Origin of the sequence: Mesorhizobium sp. M0904 (assembly GCF_040319475.1) — a bacterium.
Classification (GTDB): Bacteria; Pseudomonadota; Alphaproteobacteria; order Rhizobiales; family Rhizobiaceae; genus Mesorhizobium.
Genome location: NZ_JAMYOC010000005.1, coordinates 173483 through 191185, shown reverse-complemented (window position 1 = coordinate 191185; position 17703 = coordinate 173483). Strand labels below are relative to the sequence as shown.

The 17703-nt window shown below is 61.6% G+C and carries 14 protein-coding genes and 2 pseudogenes; 7 read left to right on the top strand and 9 right to left on the bottom strand.

All coding sequences use genetic code 11. The features are described from left to right. Positions 1–130: 130 nt before the first annotated feature. Positions 131–1507 carry an aspartate aminotransferase family protein gene (locus NKH80_RS07865; protein ID WP_352990836.1) on the bottom strand — a complete coding sequence of 459 codons (1377 nt, stop codon included), beginning with the start codon at positions 1505–1507 and terminating at the stop codon, positions 131–133. Between the two features lie 429 nt (positions 1508–1936). On the opposite strand from NKH80_RS07865, the gene NKH80_RS07860 reads away from it, so the two are divergent. Beyond that, the gene (locus NKH80_RS07860; protein WP_352752789.1) at positions 1937–2626 is read left to right on the top strand and encodes a haloacid dehalogenase type II; all 690 of its coding nucleotides are present in this window, start codon (positions 1937–1939) and stop codon (positions 2624–2626) included. Between the two features lie 151 nt (positions 2627–2777). Here the strand turns inward: NKH80_RS07860 and NKH80_RS07855 are convergent, their stop codons facing one another. The 5 genes and pseudogenes from NKH80_RS07855 to argE all read right to left on the bottom strand — a co-directional run bounded on the left by NKH80_RS07855 (position 2778) and on the right by argE (position 7920). Next, the gene (locus tag NKH80_RS07855; RefSeq protein ID WP_352777390.1) at positions 2778–4253 is read right to left on the bottom strand and encodes an NAD-dependent succinate-semialdehyde dehydrogenase; all 1476 of its coding nucleotides are present in this window, start codon (positions 4251–4253) and stop codon (positions 2778–2780) included. Positions 4254–4272: 19 nt separating this feature from the next. Beyond that, positions 4273–5317: pseudogene (locus NKH80_RS07850) on the bottom strand (tartrate dehydrogenase). Positions 5318–5488: 171 nt separating this feature from the next. Beyond that, entirely contained in the window at positions 5489–5845 is a 357-nt protein-coding gene (locus tag NKH80_RS07845; protein ID WP_023678793.1) for a cupin domain-containing protein, read from the bottom strand. Between the two features lie 14 nt (positions 5846–5859). Continuing rightward, a complete protein-coding gene (locus NKH80_RS07840; RefSeq protein WP_352752794.1) occupies positions 5860–6783 on the bottom strand; it encodes a 2-hydroxyacid dehydrogenase in 924 nt (307 codons plus the stop codon). Between the two features lie 12 nt (positions 6784–6795). Beyond that, positions 6796–7920: an acetylornithine deacetylase gene (gene argE, locus NKH80_RS07835; protein WP_352990758.1), complete on the bottom strand. Its 1125-nt coding sequence runs from the start codon at positions 7918–7920 to the stop codon at positions 6796–6798. 236 nt (positions 7921–8156) lie between these two features. Between argE and NKH80_RS07830 the strand changes: the two genes are divergently transcribed. Further along, a complete protein-coding gene (locus tag NKH80_RS07830) occupies positions 8157–9035 on the top strand; it encodes a GNAT family N-acetyltransferase (RefSeq protein ID WP_352990833.1) in 879 nt (292 codons plus the stop codon). 88 nt (positions 9036–9123) lie between these two features. Here NKH80_RS07830 and NKH80_RS07825 read toward each other — a convergent pair whose 3' ends face one another. The 3 genes and pseudogenes from NKH80_RS07825 to NKH80_RS07815 all read right to left on the bottom strand — a co-directional run bounded on the left by NKH80_RS07825 (position 9124) and on the right by NKH80_RS07815 (position 12132). After that, on the bottom strand, positions 9124–9960 hold the full coding sequence (locus NKH80_RS07825; protein ID WP_352990755.1) for an ABC transporter ATP-binding protein: 837 nt from the start codon (positions 9958–9960) through the stop codon (positions 9124–9126). Continuing rightward, positions 9954–11033, bottom strand: a complete 1080-nt coding sequence (locus tag NKH80_RS07820) for a FecCD family ABC transporter permease (RefSeq protein ID WP_352990752.1) — start codon at positions 11031–11033, stop codon at positions 9954–9956. The genes NKH80_RS07825 and NKH80_RS07820 overlap by 7 nt, the downstream gene beginning before the upstream one ends. Then, positions 11023–12132: pseudogene (locus NKH80_RS07815) on the bottom strand (ABC transporter substrate-binding protein). Before NKH80_RS07815 ends, NKH80_RS07820 begins: the two are co-directional and overlap by 11 nt. A gap of 143 nt (positions 12133–12275) precedes the next feature. On the opposite strand from NKH80_RS07815, the gene NKH80_RS07810 reads away from it, so the two are divergent. The 5 genes from NKH80_RS07810 (at position 12276) to NKH80_RS07790 (ending at position 17664) form a co-directional block, all read left to right on the top strand. Continuing rightward, the gene (locus NKH80_RS07810; RefSeq protein WP_352990749.1) at positions 12276–13067 is read left to right on the top strand and encodes a class I SAM-dependent methyltransferase; all 792 of its coding nucleotides are present in this window, start codon (positions 12276–12278) and stop codon (positions 13065–13067) included. 422 nt (positions 13068–13489) lie between these two features. Then, positions 13490–14329 (top strand): succinate dehydrogenase/fumarate reductase transmembrane subunit, encoded by an 840-nt coding sequence (locus tag NKH80_RS07805; protein ID WP_352990746.1) that lies wholly within the window; start codon positions 13490–13492, stop codon positions 14327–14329. 131 nt (positions 14330–14460) lie between these two features. Further along, positions 14461–15507, top strand: coding sequence for an NAD(P)-dependent alcohol dehydrogenase (locus NKH80_RS07800; RefSeq protein WP_352990743.1), 1047 nt, complete (start codon positions 14461–14463; stop codon positions 15505–15507). A gap of 346 nt (positions 15508–15853) precedes the next feature. Further along, positions 15854–16765: a carbohydrate ABC transporter permease gene (locus tag NKH80_RS07795; RefSeq protein ID WP_352752807.1), complete on the top strand. Its 912-nt coding sequence runs from the start codon at positions 15854–15856 to the stop codon at positions 16763–16765. Then, entirely contained in the window at positions 16765–17664 is a 900-nt protein-coding gene (locus NKH80_RS07790) for a carbohydrate ABC transporter permease (protein ID WP_352990740.1), read from the top strand. Before NKH80_RS07795 ends, NKH80_RS07790 begins: the two co-directional genes overlap by 1 nt. The last annotated feature ends 39 nt before the right edge of the window (positions 17665–17703 follow it).

Sequence of the window (17703 nt, the reverse complement as noted above, 5' to 3'; positions counted from 1 at the left end):
CCTCGGTGACGCCGAGCCAAGCGTTCGTACAGCGGAGAAAGAAGCGTCTGGGCTGATACTTAGGCCGGGACACATGCGAAAGACCCGGGCGGCGTGAGTTTAGCCCTGGTCAATGCAATCCGCCCGCTGATCATGCCTTCATCGCTGCCCGCACATCCTTATCTTCGAGGGTTTGGTCCAGCGTCATCCGCGTGCGTTCGAGGATTCCATCAATATCGTCGTCCGTGCAGCAGAGCGGCGGCGCAAAGCCGAGGATGCCGCTGTTGAAGGCACGGATGACCAGGCCGTTTGCCCACGCGCGCTCGAAGATGCGGCGCCCCGGATCGGCCGCCGCCGGCAGCGGTGTCTTGCGTGCCTTGTCGGTGACCAACTCGATTGCTGCCAGCATGCCGCGACCGCGAATGTCGCCAACCAGCGGGTGGTCGGCGAGCGAGCGAAGGCCTTCCATCAACCGCTTCCCCACCTTCCGCCCATTCTCGAGCAGGCCATCTTCATAGAGACGCAGACATTCGAGCCCGACCGCCGCGCTCACGGGATGGGCCGAATAGGTATAGCCATGGCCGACAGCCGCTTTGCCGGCTCCGTCCGCGATCGTATTGTACACATGGTCCGACATGAAGACGGCGCCCATCGGCACGTAGCCCGAGGTCAGTCCCTTCGCCGTGGTCATGAAATCCGGCACGACCTCGTCTTCCTCACAGGCGAAGAGAGGGCCTGTGCGGCCAAACGCAGTGATAACTTCGTCGGCAATGAACAGAATGTCGTTTTCCTTGCACACGGCGTGCAGAGCCTTCAGCCAACCTGTCGGTGGAACGAGGACACCGCCCGAACCCTGGATTGGTTCGGCGTAGAAGGCCGCAACGCGGCCCGCGCCGAGTTCTGCAATTTTGGCCCGCAGGGCCGCGACCGATGCGCCGATGATCGCCTGCGGATCGGAACCGACTGGATTGCGATAGGCGTAGTGCGAGGGAATCTTGTGCTGCCAGTCGTAAGGCACGCCGAAACCCGCGTGAAAAGCCGGGATCGCGGTCAGACCTGACCCTGCCGTCGAGGATCCATGGTAGCCGTGCTCCACGGAGATGAACTGGTCCTTTTGCGGCGTACCCTTGGCATGGTAGTAATAGCGAATGAAGCGGATCGTACTGTCGACTGCGTCGGAGCCGCCAAGCGTGAAATAGACATGGTTCAAATCGCCGGGCGCCAGCTCGGCAAGCCTGGCAGCAAGGCGAATGGCAGGCTCGGATCCCAACCCGAAATATCCCGTCGCATAGGGAAGCTCTCTTAGCTGCTTTGTCGCTGCTTCAATGACGCTTTCCTGGCCATATCCGATATTTACACACCATAGACCGGCGAATCCGTCCAGCAGGGTTTTCCCGCTTGCATCGGTCACGGTTGCGCCTTTGGCGGATTTGAGCACCCGCACGCCCGTCTCCTCGTGGCTCCGATAGCATGAAAACGGGTGAACCAGATGTGCGCGATCGAGTTCGATCAGTGAGTTTGCCAGCATTTGCTTCCTCCGATTCAGCGTAGTGCCTGACTTACGAGAGCGTAAGTCCGGTGTGGTGCGGTTTCGTCCTTCAGCTCGTTTTCCAGCGTGATCTGCTGCGCGGTCACGGTTCATTTCGGGCCTGAATTCGCCTAGGCCGAAGATAGCCCGCCGCGGACAGCAGTTCCTCCCGACCAGAACCTGAGCGATGGGCGTTTTGACTTTCCTTTGTCGCCGGCGCCGCATCTTATGCCGACGCGCGGCTGAAGGATCGCGCTCCGCCGAAGCTCGAAACGAACTCAGGCGCAACTCTCTGCCAAAGCTCTCACGCAATACAAAACAATCTGCTTCAGGGCGCATCGAATGCGGCGACTAGTCTTCTGCGGTCCTCATTATGATCCTTGCTGTTAAAGGCACGCGGTGCCGACAGGATTGGAAGGATCGACGCCCATGACCCAGTTCAGACCGAAATACATCACCTTCGACTGCTATGGTACGCTGACCAACTTCGACATGGCCGGTGCGGCGAGACGCGTATACGGCGCGCAGCTCTCCCCAGCTGGGATGGCGCAGTTCATCAAGGATTTCTCGGCCTATCGCCTCGACGAGGTTCTTGGCGCCTGGAAGCCGTACAGCGAGGTCGTGCACAATTCCGTGGAACGGACCTGCAAGCGCAACGGCGTCGCATTCCGGCCCGAAGATGCCCAACGCATCTATGCGGAAGTGCCGACATGGGGTCCGCACCCGGATGTCCCGGCGGGCCTGGCCAAGGTCGCCAAGGAGATTCCGCTGGTGATCCTGTCGAACTCCATGAAGAGCCTGATCATGTCGAATGTGGAGAAACTCGGCGCACCCTTTCACATGGTCATCACGGCCGAGGAGACCGGCGCCTACAAGCCGCAGATGAAGGGCTTCGAATATATGCTCGAGAAGCTAGGCTGCGGCCCGGAGGACATCACACATGTGTCGTCTTCATTCCGCTACGATCTCATGACCGCCTATGATCTTGGCATCAAGAGCAAGGTCTGGGTGAACCGCGGCCATGAACCTGCGAACCCCTTCTACGAATATACCGAAATCAAGGATATCGGCGGTTTGGCCGGCGCCGTCGGGCTGGAGCCTGTTCGGGAATTCGCCTAACTTTGTTTGCTGGCGCAGTCGCACCAGGCTGAGGCACTCCCAGACGTTAATAATCACTGGTCGCGATAGAGAAAGGGGCGGTTTTCACCGCCCCTTTCTTGTGGTTCCAACGCTTTAGGGCTGCAAGTGTTTCCACCTGCGTGCAAGATAACTAGTTAAGCCCGCCAACATGAAGCGCCTTGACCTCGAGATATTCCTCGATGCCGAGCTGCGATCCTTCGCGCCCCACTCCCGATTGCTTGACACCGCCGAAAGGCGCAACCTCGGTAGAGATCATGCCTGTGTTGAGCCCGACCATACCGAACTCCAGCGCCTCGGCAACACGCCATGAGCGCTTGAGGTTGTCGGTGTAGAAGTAGGCGGCAAGGCCGAACGGCGTACCGTTCGCAATGGCGATGGCCTCTTCCTCCGTCTCGAAGCGAAAAAGCGGCGCCACTGGACCGAACGTCTCTTCCGATGCCAGGAGCATCCCCGCAGTAGCTTCTCCCAGCACGACGGGCCGTGCATATTGCTTACCCTCCGGCATCGTCTCGCTTTGGGCGATGATCTGCGCGCCTTTCGCCTGAGCATCGGCGATGTGACGCTCGATCTTGTCGATCGCGGCTGCGTTGATCATCGGGCCGATCTCAGTGCCCTCATCGGTCCCTGCGCCAACCTTCATCCGCGTGACGCGCCGGCTCAGCTTTTCGGCGAAAGCGTCGTAAACGCCTTCCTGCACAAGAATCCGGTTCGCGCAGACGCAGGTTTGACCGCCATTGCGGAACTTGGATGCGATCACCCCTTCAACTGCCTTATCCAGATCGGCGTCGTCAAAGACGATAAAGGGTGCGTTGCCGCCAAGCTCCAGGCTCAGCCGCTTGATGGTATCGGACGCGCCGCGCATGAGCAGCGCACCGACGCGGGTCGAACCGGTGAACGAGATCTTGCGCACCGTCTGATTGGCCATCAGTTCGTTGCCGATTTCGACGGGCATGCCGGTCACAATGTTGATCACGCCTGCAGGGATACCTGCCCGTTCCGCCAGAACGCCGAGCGCCAGCGCCGAGAATGGCGTAAATTCCGACGGCTTGATGACAACCGTACAACCTGCGGCCAGCGCCGGTGCTACTTTGCGTGCGATCATCGCGTTGGGGAAATTCCACGGCGTGATGATGGCGCAGACGCCGACGGGTTCTTTCAGCACCAGAATGCGGCGATCGGCCGTGGGTGACGGAATGGTCGAGCCACCGATCCGGCGAGCTTCTTCGGCGAACCATTTCACGAAGGAGGCGCCGTAATGGATTTCCGCCAATGCCTCGGCAAGCGGCTTGCCCTGTTCCAGCGTCAGCAGGAGCGCGAGATCCTGTTCGTGCTGGCGGATGAGGTCGTGCCAGCGTTCCAGAAATCCTGCACGCTCGGCATGCGTCCTTTTCTTCCAGCCTTTGAAGGCCTCGGCCGCGGCATCGATTGCCGCTCTCGTCTCGTTCTCCCCCATTGCGGGAACGGTGCCGAGAACAATTTGGCTGGCAGGGTCAATGACATCGACCGCGCCCTTCGTTTCCGCATCCCGCCAGACACCGCCAATCAGCGCCTGCTGGCGAAAAAGGTCGGAATCGTTGAACATGCCAACCTTCGTCATCGCATTCATGGTCTTTTCCTCTTCCCTTTCAACTTAATCCTGCCAGCACGGCCTGCGCGATCGTTTCAGTCCTGTCCTTGCCTGCGATCGTGCCAATCCCCCGCGCGGTTGCGGACTCGATTGCCGACATCACTTCCGCCGCAGCGTGCCCCTCGCCCAGAGTGCTCGAGCATCATGGCACCGGACCAGATCGCGGCGATCGGATTGGCGACGCCGAGATGCGCGATGTCGGGCGCCGAACCATGGACCGGCTCGAACATGGAAGGCACGCTGCGATCGGGATTGATATTGGCGGAGGCGGCGTAACCCAGCCCTCCCTGAATGGCCGCTCCAATATCGGTGAGGATGTCGCCGAAAAGGTTCGATGCGACGATTACGTCGAGGCTTTCCGGCGCCAGGACCATACGGGCGGCAATGGCGTCGATGTGGTAGTGCGAGACCTCCACATCGGCATAGTCTTTCGCCACCTCGCGCGTGACCTCATCCCAGAAAACCATGGAGTGCTTCTGCGCGTTGGATTTGGTGACAGATGCGAGCTTCTTGCGACGCGCCCGCGCCTGTTCGAAACCGAAACGGATGATCCGTTCGACACCCGTACGCGTGAAGATCGCAGTCTCAACCGCGACCTCATCGGCCGTGCCGGAATGAACGCGCCCACCGGCGCCGGAATATTCGCCTTCCGTATTCTCACGGATGCACAGGATATCGAAACCATCGGAGCGGAGGGGCCCCTGAACGCCCGGCAACAGCCGGTGCGGTCGTATGTTGGCGTACTGCGTGAAGCCTTTCCGGATCGGCAGGAGCAGTCCGTGAAGCGATACTGAGTCGGGCACTTCCGCGGACCAGCCCACAGCGCCGAGATAGATCGCATCGAATTTTCGGAGTGTATCGATGCCGTCTGACGGCATCATTGCACCGGTCTCCAGGTAGTAGGCGCACGACCACGGGAATCTTATGTCATCAAGGACGAAACCGCCCTGCTTAGCCGCCACTTGCAGCACCTGCCATGCCGCCTGCGTCACGTCCTTGCCGATGCCGTCGCCGGGGATCAGCGCTATCTTGTAGGTCTTCATGGATGGAGGTCCTCATTCGCACTGGCGTCGCCCGAACAGTAGTCGACCGCCCGCCGCATTTTCCGTCGAGGTTTATGCCTCCGACGGCGTCGAATCGCGTCAGGCGGAACCTGAAAAGCCGATTGTTCTGGAACCGCCGCGCGCTATTCGGCCGGACCTTGAGCACTGAACTCAATCATAAACGCAGACGTAGATCTTGCGTACGGTCTCGATCGTGCGCCAGACGCCGACGAAACCGGGTTTCATCACGAAACTGTCGCCGGCGCGGTAGGTCTTGGTCTCACCGCCCTTCTCCTCGATTTCTACGAGACCCGAGACGATGTGGCAGAACTCGTAGATAGTGCCCTTGATCGAATGCGTCTCGCCGGGCGTCGCCTCCCAGACGCCGGTCAGAACCTTCTCACCTTTCGAGGCATCCTGCGCCCAAGTCTTGAAGGATGGATTGCCGGAAATGAGCCGCTCCGGAGCCGGTAATGCCTCCTTCGGCGCAAAGTCTGGAACTGTGTCGATCGTGATCAGAAGTGACATGTGATGATTCCTGGTTAGTAGCCGAGTGTCCGATCGACGAGGCCGATCAGTTCTTCTCCGGCGCGGTGGCGCCGAATGTTGTCGACGACGGATTGTGCCGCCGTATGCGGTTGCGTCACCGAGGCGATGTGCGGCGTTATCATCACCTTCGGATGCGACCACAGCGGATGGTCTTCCGGGAGCGGTTCTGGATCGGTGACATCAAGCATCGCCGCAGATACGTGACCGGTGTCGAGCGCGTCGATCAGCGCGGCCTGGTCCAGTTGCGGACCCCTGCCGACATGCAGCAGTTGAGCCCCGGCGGGCAGTAAGTGGAAGAACTCCGCGTCGAGCATGCCGTGCGTTTGTTCCGTGAGCGGGAGCAGGCAGACGAGAATATCCGTTTGCTTCAGAAAGCCCGCGAGTTGGTCCGTGCCGTGAAAGCAGGCGACGTCCTCGATCCGCTTTTCGCTGCGGCTCCACCCGGCAAGCTGAAACTGGAACGGCTTCAAACGCTCGATAGCCGCGCGGGCCAGCATGCCAAGGCCGAGAAAGCCAACCCGGCGTTCGGCCGCCTGTCGAGCGGCAATCGGTTTCCAGAGGCATCTTTTCTGCTGCTCAAGATAAGCGGGCATCTCGCGGTGGAGCGCCAACACGCCGAGCGCAACGTATTCCTGCATCATGCGTATGATGCCGTCCTCGACCATGCGCACAAGCTTCACATGGCTTGGCACCACGTCCTGCTTGAACTGGTCGACGCCCGCGCCGATGGAAAACAGCACTTCCAGATTGCGGTAGCGCGAGATCTCGTCCGGCACCGTCCAGGTGATGAGATAGCGCACCTTCTCCGGCTCCATCTCATCTCCGGAATGGAAGAAATCCAGATCCGGGAGCTCGCGCGCGAATATCTCGCGGAAGACCGCAGCACGCGCCGCATCGGAATTGAAAAGAAACGCCATGGCGACCTTCCTTCAGGCCGCAAGACGCGCGCCGAGTCCCTCGATCATCTTCCGGCAAGCGGCGAGTTCACCAATCTCGATATATTCGTCGGGACGGTGGGCACGGCCGATGTCGCCAGGACCGCAAATGATCGCGTCGATGCCGGCCTGCTGGTAAAGCCCGGCCTCCGTGCCGAAGCTGACGGCTGTGAGCGGCTCCTGCCCCGTCAGCTCGGTCAGAACGGCCGCTAGCGCGCTCCCGTTCGCGGGCGCGAGGGCGGGATAGGTGCTCAACTCGTGCCACACCACATCGAAGCCGCTGTCTCGCAGGGCGAAAAGCCGGGTCTTGACAGGCTCAAGCAGGGAGGCTGGAGAAACGCCGGGCACGGCGCGCACCTCGATATCGGCTGTGCATTGGCCAGGGATGATGTTGACCGCCTGTCCACCGGCGATGACGCCCACCTGCAAGGAAGAATATGGGGGCTCGAAATTTTCATCGAGCGGCCCGTCGGCGAGGGATTGGCCGTAGGCCACGGCGTTCGCGATGACGCCGACCATGGCGTGCACAGCGTTGAGTCCGAGATCGGGGCGTGAGGAATGGCCGGATCGCCCGGTCACCTCGAGCCGCGCGGCGGCCTTCCCCTTATGCGCGCGCACAGGCTGCATCCGGCTCGGCTCGCCGACAATCGCGCCAAGCGGCCTCTCGCATAAGCTCGGCAACGCGGCCAGGAGATGCGGCACACCACGGCACCCCGCCTCTTCGTCATAGGAGAATGCGAGATGAATTGGCTGCCGCAGGTTCATCGCCGCAAGTGCTGGGAGCGCCGCGAATGCGCAGGCGAGGAAGCCCTTCATGTCGGTGGTGCCGCGGCCGTATAGCCTGCCGCCCTCGCGGCGCAGGACGAACGGATCCGAGCTCCATTCCGGCTCGCCGGCCGGCACGACATCCATATGTCCAGAGATGATGTAGCCCCGACCCTGGCGCGGGCCGATCGTCACGAAGAGGTTGGACCGGTCGCCCTCGGGACCGGGCAGAACCGTCACCTCGGCTCCGGCTGCCTGACAGTAGTCGCGGATCCAATCGACGATCGCGCGGTTTGGTGTGCCCACAACAGAGGGAAATCCAATCAGCGTCGCGAGGATTTCTTCCACGTTCATGGCGGTCCGCTCTAATCGCACATTATCACCGGGTGCAACCAGCGTATCCGCAGGCAGCAGAGTTCGCTGCCGAATTGCGTCATGCTTTGGCCGAAGATTGCGAAAAAGCACCTCGAACCAGCGAAACCTGCTGGCTTTCCCGTATAATGCTACGGCAAAAGAGGCATGTCGCGACATGGCGATCGATCACAACGTCACACCGCGTGCCTTGCGCATTTGTTGAAGGATCGACTGAGATGCACAGATCAGTACGCCTGAAATCCTTCGAACTGGTCGCGCGGGACATCAATGATGTCGACGTTGAGCTGCTGCACGCGCTGTCGATCTCAGTCCGCTGGCCTCATCGGCCGAAGGATTGGAACCTACTGCGTCGCGCCGGCCAGGGCATCGTTGCCGTTGATGGTATTGGGCGCGTTTTCGGCAGCGCGATGTGGTTTCCTCACGGGGACGATTTCGCCACCATCGGCGTAGTGATCACAACGCCCCGCACGCAAGCGCAAGGAGGCGGCCGGTGGCTCATGGACCTAGTCCTCGAGCAGTGCGGCGATCGCAACTTGGCACTCAATGCTACCCATGCTGCCTATCCTCTTTATGTCTCACTCGGTTTCACGACCGAGGCGACTGTATACATGCGCCAGGGGGAAGTCCCACCGATCCTCCCAACAGTGCCGTCCCTGGACGGTCAATTGCAGGCGCTGTCGAGCGACAGGCTGAAGGAGATCACGGCGCTGGACACCCGCGCGTTTGGGACAAACCGCGAGAGGCTGCTCACGTTGCTCGCGGCCGATGCCTCAATCTGCACTTTGAGCCGCGGTAGCGAGATCGTCGGCTATTCCATGTGTCGCGAGTTCGGGCGTGGTCACGTGATCGGCCCGATGGTCGCGCGAAACGATCTCGACGCGGTCCATCTTACAGCCGTGCATCTGAAGGGACTGGCAGGACGATTTGCCCGCGTCGACACACGCGAGAAGGATGGCGTGTTTGCCGCGTTTCTCCAGCAGTGCGGCCTCGGCATTGCCGAGACCGTTACGACCATGTCCAAGGGGCGCCGCTTTCTGAACCGGGAAGACAATGGGCCTTGGGTCTATGGATTGGCCGGCCACGCCTTGAGTTGAATGCAAGCACGCTGTCGCCTTCAACCAGCGGTCAGACGACCAGGTCGATCAGTGCGGGCGTCGATCAACCGGCTTAATGCGGTTGCCGTCACGCGGCCGGAACGGCTGCCGCCTCGAATCTGCTCCGCCCGGATTCGGTCTCCGCTGCCGGCATTATGAGCGTCCGACGCCCATCCGCCACGCCATCCACGATGACATGGCCGATGCCGCGCGAGCACGGCTCGATGCGCGCGTTGAGATGATAAATGTCCCGCAGCAGATGTGAGGTGATGATGTCCCGCGTTGGCCCGCATGCGACAAGCCGGCCGTCCGCGATGACCATTGTCTGATCGCTGAAGCGCAGGGCCTGATTGAGGTCGTGCAGGGCGATCAGCACGACCATGCCTCGCGCCCTGGCAAGTTCCCGCATGAGACCGAGCACTTCCACCTGCCGCGACAGATCGAGTGCTGATGTCGGTTCGTCCATCAGCAGGACCTCCGGCTCGCGCACCAGCGTCTGTGCCAGGCTGGCGAGTTGCCGCTGGCCGCCGGAAAGCTCGCCAATGTTGCGGAAAGCGATGTCGGCGATGCCGAGCGCCGCAAGGGTCTCGTCGATGCGAGCCAGATCATCGTCGCCCACGGACCAGCCCATACCCTGCTTGCGGGCGAGCAACACTGACTCATAGACGGTGAGCACCGCGTTGGCGGACGTTTCCTGTGGCATGTAGCAGATGCCGCTCGTCCTGCGAATGGCCCCCTCGACATGCATTGCTCCCGGTCCGTGCAGGAGGCCGGCGATGCGCCTGAAGAGCGTCGACTTCCCGGCGGCATTCGGACCGATCACGGCCACAATGTCTCCGCCCTCGAACGCTGGGGTCGTCACATCCCGAAGCCGGAGGCTCGTGCCGTAGCGCGCGCCGAGCGCCTCAAGCCGGATCGTCACCATGAGCGCCTCGTGCTGGACAGGATGAGCGAGATGAAGAAGGGGATGCCGATCAGCGAGGTGACGATGCCGATCGGGAAAACCGTCCCCGGGATAAGCGACTTGCTGACGACCGAGCTGGCCGACAGGATGAGCGCGCCCGCAAGGGCCGAGGCGGGCAGGAAGAAGCGTTGGTCCTCGCCGATGATCATGCGCGCGATGTGCGGGCCCACGAGGCCGATAAAACCTATGGTGCCGACGAAGGCGACCGGAATGGCGGCGAGGAGGCTCACCGGGATGAGCGTCTCGAGCCGCAGGCGACCGACTTTGACGCCGAAGCTGGCCGCCTTGTCCTCACCGAGCCTCAACGCCGTCAGCGCCCAGACGCGCCGGGCGAAAATGGGTAAGACTGCGAGGAGAATGAATGTGGTGACCGCAACCTTAGGCCAGGTGGCCTTGGTGAGGCTGCCCATTGTCCAGAAGACGACCGCCGCCAGCGCTTCCGCCGACGCGAAAAACTGGACGAGCGCGAGCAGCGCGTTGAAGGTGAAAACCAGCGCGATGCCGAGCAGCACGATGGTCTCCGCGCTGACGCCGCGCTTGACGCTCAGCACGTGAATGAGGAAGGCCGCCAGCATCGCCATCACGAAGGCGTTGATCGGCACTACATACTCGACTGCGGCGGGGACAAGCCTCACTCCGAAGGCAAGCGCAAGCGCGGCGCCGAAGCTCGCGGCGGCGGATATGCCGAGCGTGAAGGGGCTCGCCAGCGGGTTATTGAGGATGGTCTGCATCTGCGCGCCGGCCACGGCGAGCGCCGCCCCTACGACAATCGCCATCAGGGCCACCGGCATGCGGATGTCCCAGAGCACCACGCGCACCTGCTGCGGCACGGTGTCGGGGAACACAAGGGCCCGCACGACCTCACCGAGGTCGTAGCGGGCGGGACCGACCGCAAGGTCGACGCACAGGCTGAAGAGCAGAGCAGCGCCGAGGCCGGCAAGGATCAACTGCCGCCGCCAGACGAGAGCGCGGTAACGCCCTCGTCCATCGGTGCTGTCGAGCGCGGTGCTGACGGCCGCCGATTCAATCGACATCGGTCAGCGAGACCCAGTGGCCGGGCCTGTATGCGATGGGCAGGAATTTCTTGTGCAACTCGCTGAAGGTCACCTCAGGATCAAGGTCGGCGAAAAGATCGGGATGCAGCCACTTCGCCATCTGCTGGACGGCCACGAACTGATAAGGACTGTTGTAGAACTGATGCCAGATGGCATGCACCGCGCCGTCCTCGACGGCCTTCACGCCGGTCAGAGCCGGCCGCTCGGTCAGCGCCTTCAGCTTGCGCACCGCCTCCGCCTCATCACGGCCGGGGCCGACGCCCACCCAGGCACCGCCCGGTACATAGGCGTCCCACGAGCCGCCGGTGACGATGATCTGATCCGGGTCGGAGGCGATGATCTGTTCGGGATTGAGTGTGCCGAAGGTGCCGGGGATGATGTCCTTGGCGATGTTGTCACCGCCTGCCATCTCAACGAATTTGCCGAAATTGTCGTCGCCGAAGCTCATGCAGCAATCGTCTGAATAGCCGCCGGCGCGTTCGATGAAGACCTTGGGCCTTTCCGGCTTGGCCTTCTCGATTACGTCGGTAACGCGCGCGATCTCGGCGGCGCGCCAGGTGATGAATTCCTCGGCGCGCTCCTCCTTGCCGAACAGCCTGCCAAACAGGCGCATGCTGGGTTCGGTGTTGGTAAAGGGACGCTCGCGGAAATCGACATAAACCAACGGAATGCCGGCAGCGGTGAGCTTCTCGATCTACTTGGCGTCTTCCGTGGCCTGCTTCGACTCGATGTTCATCACGATGACGTCGGGCTTGAGCGATATCGCCTGCTCGACGTCGAAAGTGCCGTCCTTGAAACCGCCGAATGTGGGGATATTCGCCATCCTTGGGAATTTTTCCAGATAGGCGGCGTAGTTGTCCGGATCCGCTTGGCTGAAATCCTCGCGCCAGCCAGCGATGCGCTTGAACGGATCCTCGGTGTCGAGCGCCGCGACGACATAGACCTGCCGGCCCTCACCCAGGATTACCCTCTCGACAGGCACGTTCACCTTGACCTGGCGGCCCGTGATGTCAGTCACTGCAACCATTTCGGCCCTGGCGGCCAGCGTCATCGACAGAGCGACGATAGCGGCCGCCATCGTCGCTGCTGGGATCTTTCCGAAATTCATCGCGCCCTCTCTTGAAATGGATCAGCCGGAGGTGGCTTATAAAAGATGACTTCAATTCTCAAGAAATATCTTTTAGAGCCATTCCAGACTGGTACGACGACAAGGGGTCTGGAATGGCGGGCGAGCCCAATTATTCGCTGCGGGACGAGATACGCGACTATTGGTCGACGCGCGCCGGAACATTCGACCTTTCGGTGGGGCATGAAATCTTCTCACAGCGGGAACGCCTGGCGTGGCACAGGCTGATACTCAAGCACTTGGGGCGCGGGGATGGGCGTCGCGCGCTCGACCTCGCTTGCGGCACCGGGATCATATCCAATCTCATGCACGACCTGGGTTATGCCGTGACCGGGCTCGATTGGTCAGAGGCCATGCTTGCCCGCGCGCGTGCAAAGGCGACGCAGAGGGAAAGCGGCATCCGGTTTCTGATCGGCGACGCCGAGCGAACCCTTGAAAAAGCAGAAAGCTACGACGTCCTCGTCACCCGTCATCTCGTCTGGACGTTGGTGGATCCGCGAGCGGCATTCGCCGAATGGTTCTCGCTGCTCAAGCCTGGCGGACGGCTGCTGATCATTGATGGTGATTTCGTCAGTAAGACCTGGGTAACCTCTCTGCGACAAGTCCTGGAAAGGGCCGTTGGCCGGACAGTCGGGCCGGTCCACGAACTGGATCAGGTGATGGCGGACCGCCATGGCAGCATCCTGTCACGGTTGCACTTTTCGCATGGCGCCAAAGCGGACGAGGTCTGCGCGCTTCTGGTGGAGGCTGCCTTTGAGATGCCTGTGGTCGACACCCGGCTCGGCGCAATTCATCGTGCGCAGGCGCGGCACATGAACTTCCTCAGGGCGCTGGAACGCTCGACGCAGCATCGCTATGCGATCTGCGCGACCAAGTCGGCCTGGTAGTTGGGCAAAATTCTAACGACTTCCACAACCATCTATCGGCGATCGTCGGCTCTCACCCCGCCATTCTGATCTGACATCCCTACCGCAGATATGCGACGTCGTAGTTGCACAGGAGCGATCTTTGCCGAGCAGATACCCTACGTCGCGCTTATGTGGCCCTAAGTTGTCAGTCCGCTACGTCAAGTTCAAGCCAGAGATTAAGAAGAACGGAGCCATCGCCGCATAGGCGTCTGCCTGCGTGGGTCTGGACGGATTCACTCATGCGCAATATGAATTATGAATGGAGATGAGGCCTGCCGTGGCGCTCACAGTTTCGCCTTGTCGCTAAGGCAGGTAACGCTCGTTCAATGCTGCTGCGCCGGGCGGTTGGCCTTCTGGTCTAACGCCGCCCGCGGAAGTGTCGATATCAGGGGATCTGGTCAATGACCGACAACAAGCCAGACGTTACCAAGGATTGGCAAGCGACGCAGGGCCAGAAGTCCTCCGCCACGCGTCTTCGCCTTTTCGCCGCACTCTCGTGGATCGTCGCCATTGGCGGCGAGATCTACGGAATCATGCTGCTTCGCCAGAACAAGTTCGACCAGGCACACCTGCCGCTGGTCATCGGCCTTCTGGTCGGCATCGCGATTTTCGCAATCGCCGGCAACTTGCTGTGGAAGGCGGCCAACAGGCACGATCCGGCCCGTGCATCCGACGCGGCCAGGTTCTTCTTCCAAAACCAGCTCGGCGCAATCATCACGCTGATTGCCTTCCTCCCGCTGGTTTTCCTGATCCTCACCGACAAAAACATGGATCCGCGGACCAAGAAGGTTGCCGGCGGCGTCGGCGCTGCGCTGGCCGTGCTCGCGACGGTCATGGGGATCAGTTTCAACCCCCCGTCGGTCGAACAGTACACCCAGGATATGAACGCATGCGCAGCCCAGATCAGGTCGGGGCAGCCCACCACCGCCTGTTCGCCCGATGTCGCCGCTCAGGCGCAGGCGATCGCGACGGACACCGCCGCGGTAACGGCGGCGACGCGGGACGCCAGCCACCCCGCCGGTCAGGATGTCGTCTACTGGATCGCGCCCGAAAACGGAGCCGCGAAGTCCGCCGAGCCGCATGTTTTCCACCTCTGCGCAGGCGTGAGTCCGCTGAAGGGCAAGACCGTGAATAGTGGCTCCGTGACGGAGGCCTACGCACAGAACGCCGTCCGCATCACGAAGCAGATCGATATGGAACAGAAGCAGTGCGGGTTCACCCCCACAACCAGCACCAACTGAACCGCCTGCGCTCGATCGCGTCTATCGGGGCCACAGCGCCAGCCCGGAGAACAATGATGCATAGATGGACGGTGTGTATACCCGTAGAGGGTTAAAGGCCCATACGATCGGCTTTAGAGGAGACTACGTCGATGACGAACGTGCGCGCCCTTGTCCTCGAACGCCAACACGAACTCAAGCTGCGTGATATCGATCTGCCACAGACCGTCGGCCCGGGCGAAGTTCGCATCAAAATCCACACTGTCGGCATCTGCGGCTCCGACGTGCACTACTACACGCATGGCCGCATCGGCCCGTTCGTCGTCGAAGCGCCGATGGTCTTGGGCCATGAAGCCGCCGGCACCGTCGTCGGAACGGGTGAAGGCGTCGAGCATCTGAAGGTCGGCGACCGCGTCTGCATGGAGCCGGGTATCCCCGATCCCAATTCGCGGGCGAGCCGGCTCGGCCTCTACAACATCGATCCGGCGGTCAGGTTCTGGGCAACGCCGCCGATCCACGGCGTGCTGACGCCCTATGTCGTCCACCCCGCCAACTACACTTTCAAACTGCCCGACAATGTCAGCTTCGCCGAAGGCGCCATGGTGGAGCCCTTCGCTGTCGGAATGCAGGCGGCGGCCAAAGCGAAGATTGCGCCGGGTGACACCGCGGTGGTGATTGGCGCCGGGCCGATCGGCACGATGGTGGCGATCGCCGCGCTGGCCGGCGGCTGCGCCCGCGCCATCGTCGCCGATCTCGCCCAACCCAAGCTCGACATTGCCGCCGGCTACCAGGGTGTGATCCCGATCAACGTCCGCGACAAGAACCTGGCGGCGGAGGTCAAGCGCCTGACCGATGGCTGGGGCGCCGACGTGGTGTTTGAATGCTCGGGCTCGTCCAAGGCATGGGAGACCCTGCTCGATCTGCCGCGGCCCGGTGGTACCGTGGTGGTGGTCGGCCTGCCGGTCGCGCCGGTGGCGTTCGACATCGCTACGGCCTCTACCAAGGAAATCCGCATCGAGACGGTATTCCGCTATGCCCACCAATATGACCGGGCGATCGCACTGATGGGATCGGGCCGGGTCGATCTCAAACCATTGATTTCGGCGACCTTCCCCTTCGAAGACTCCATCACCGCATTTGATCGCGCGGTCGAAGCCCGGCCGGCGGACGTAAAGCTTCAGATCCGATTGCCGGATTAGGCGAGTTCCAAAGCTCCGGGCTGTCCTCCCGATCTCCTCGATGCGTTGCGTAGCTTCTTGGGTCGCCAAGGCTGGCTGACGGCAGCCCTGAGCGCTTTTGGTGCTGATGCACGGCATTTACCGGCGGCGCTCCCTCCAAGAACAACTCCATACCCGGCGATGACGGGATCCTCTGGGACCACGAGCAAATCCCTTGAGTGCTGAGGGAACCGACACTTGACAAATCGGCGGCCGTCCGACACGTTCTTAACAAAAGGCACAACAAACTTACAAAAGTTCAAGTTGGCACAATCTGGCCGATAGGGAGAAGGCCGATGCGTCTCTGTGACCGAGCGGAGATTTGCGCGTGAGCACGGTGACCGTGACCCGTGAAACGCCCAGATGGGCCCTGCCCAGGTTCATGACGGCCGAGCATCCTTTCCCCTGGCTCGCGCCGATCACGGTGATGCTTCTCGTTTTCGGCATCTACCCCCTCGCCTATTCAGTCTGGCTGTCGTTTCACAAACGCAATGTCGTCTCCCGGCAACTTGACTTCGCCGGGCTCCACCAATGGACGCGCGCCTTCTCGGATGCGCGTATGTGGCATTCGCTGGAAACCACGCTGATCTACACCTTCGTCGCCCTTGCGGTTCAGCTTGCGCTCGGCATCCTCATCGCGCTTCTGCTTGACACCGATCGCAAAGGTTACGGGGTGCTTCGGGCGCTGATGACACTGCCGCTGGTGGTGCCGCCTGCGGTGACCGGAATGATGTTCCTGCTGATGCAGGACGGCTCTTTCGGCGTCCTGTCGTTTTACCTCTATGCCCTCGACCTGATCTCGCCGGCACAGCCGATCCTGACGCAGCCCGGAACCGCATTGGCGGCGATCCTGCTGGCAGACATATGGCAGTGGACGCCGTTCATGGTGCTCATCATCCTGGCAGGGCTCAGGGCACTGCCGAAGGAACCTTTCGAGGCAGCGGCGATCGACGGCGCCACCGGCATCCAGACGTTCTGGCGGCTCACATTGCCGATGCTGCGCAAGGTGATAGCGGTCGCGGTGCTGATCCGCGGCGTCGATCTCTTTCGCATTTACGACTACGTCTACATCATCACCGCTGGCGGGCCAGGCACGGCCACCGAGACGCTTTCATTCTACGCGGGGCGAATCTACTTCACCGGAGACTTCCCCTATGCCGCGACCCTGTCGCTGATTGTGCTCGTCGTCTTGATTGTCGTGTCGAACGTCTTCGTCAGGCTGTTCAAGGTGAGGTTCTGATGGAATCGTCGCGCGCCCAAACGATCGCCCGTGACGTGCTCGCCGTCCTGGTGGTGGCGATCTTCACGTTCCCGATCGCGTGGTGGGCCCTGTCATCCATCAAACCCTATTCGGCGATCTTCGACCGCAGCGGACCGGTCTACACCGGTTTCACGCCGACGCCGGACAATTACCGTGTGACGTTGCTTGGCGTTTCGCGCGTCGACATCGGCATGGAACAGGGCGGCGAGGCGGCCGGGGTCATCAAGGGTGGCGCCAGTTCCTATGATTCCCGCCAGTCGTTGCTCGACAGCGCCATCATAGCCGTCGGATCGACGGCGCTGACACTGCTGCTCGCAACTCTGGCCGCCTATTGCCTGTCGCGAATGCAGTTCAGCGGCCAGCAGTCCTTCCTGTTCTGGATTCTCTCGCAGCGCTTCATGCCGCCAATCGCGATCGTCATTCCGATCGTTTTCATGTTCCGCGATCTCGGCTTGCGCGATACCTATACGGGGCTCATCCTCGTTCACAGTTTGATCAATCTGCCGCTGGCGGTTTTGCTTTTGAAGTCGTTCTTCGACGACGTCCCGCGCGAGGTCGATGAGGCGGCGCTGATCGACGGCGCAACGCGCTGGCAGACGTTCCGGCGCGTGGTCCTTCCCATGGTCAAGGGCGGCATCGCTGCGACGGCTGTGCTGTGTTTCATCTTTTCGTGGACCGAGTTCCTGCTCTCACTGTTCCTGACAACGTCGATCCGCACCGTGCCGGTGAAGATTTCGACCTTTGTCACCTCGACCGCAACCGAGTGGGGCTACATCACAGCGCTCGGCACGTCCGCGATCATACCCAGCTTCATCTTTATCCTGCTGGTTCAACGGCATCTGGTCCGCGGCCTCACCCTCGGGTCCCTGAAGGAGTGAGGCGCAGGCGAGAAGAACGACGACAAAAACGCAACGGAG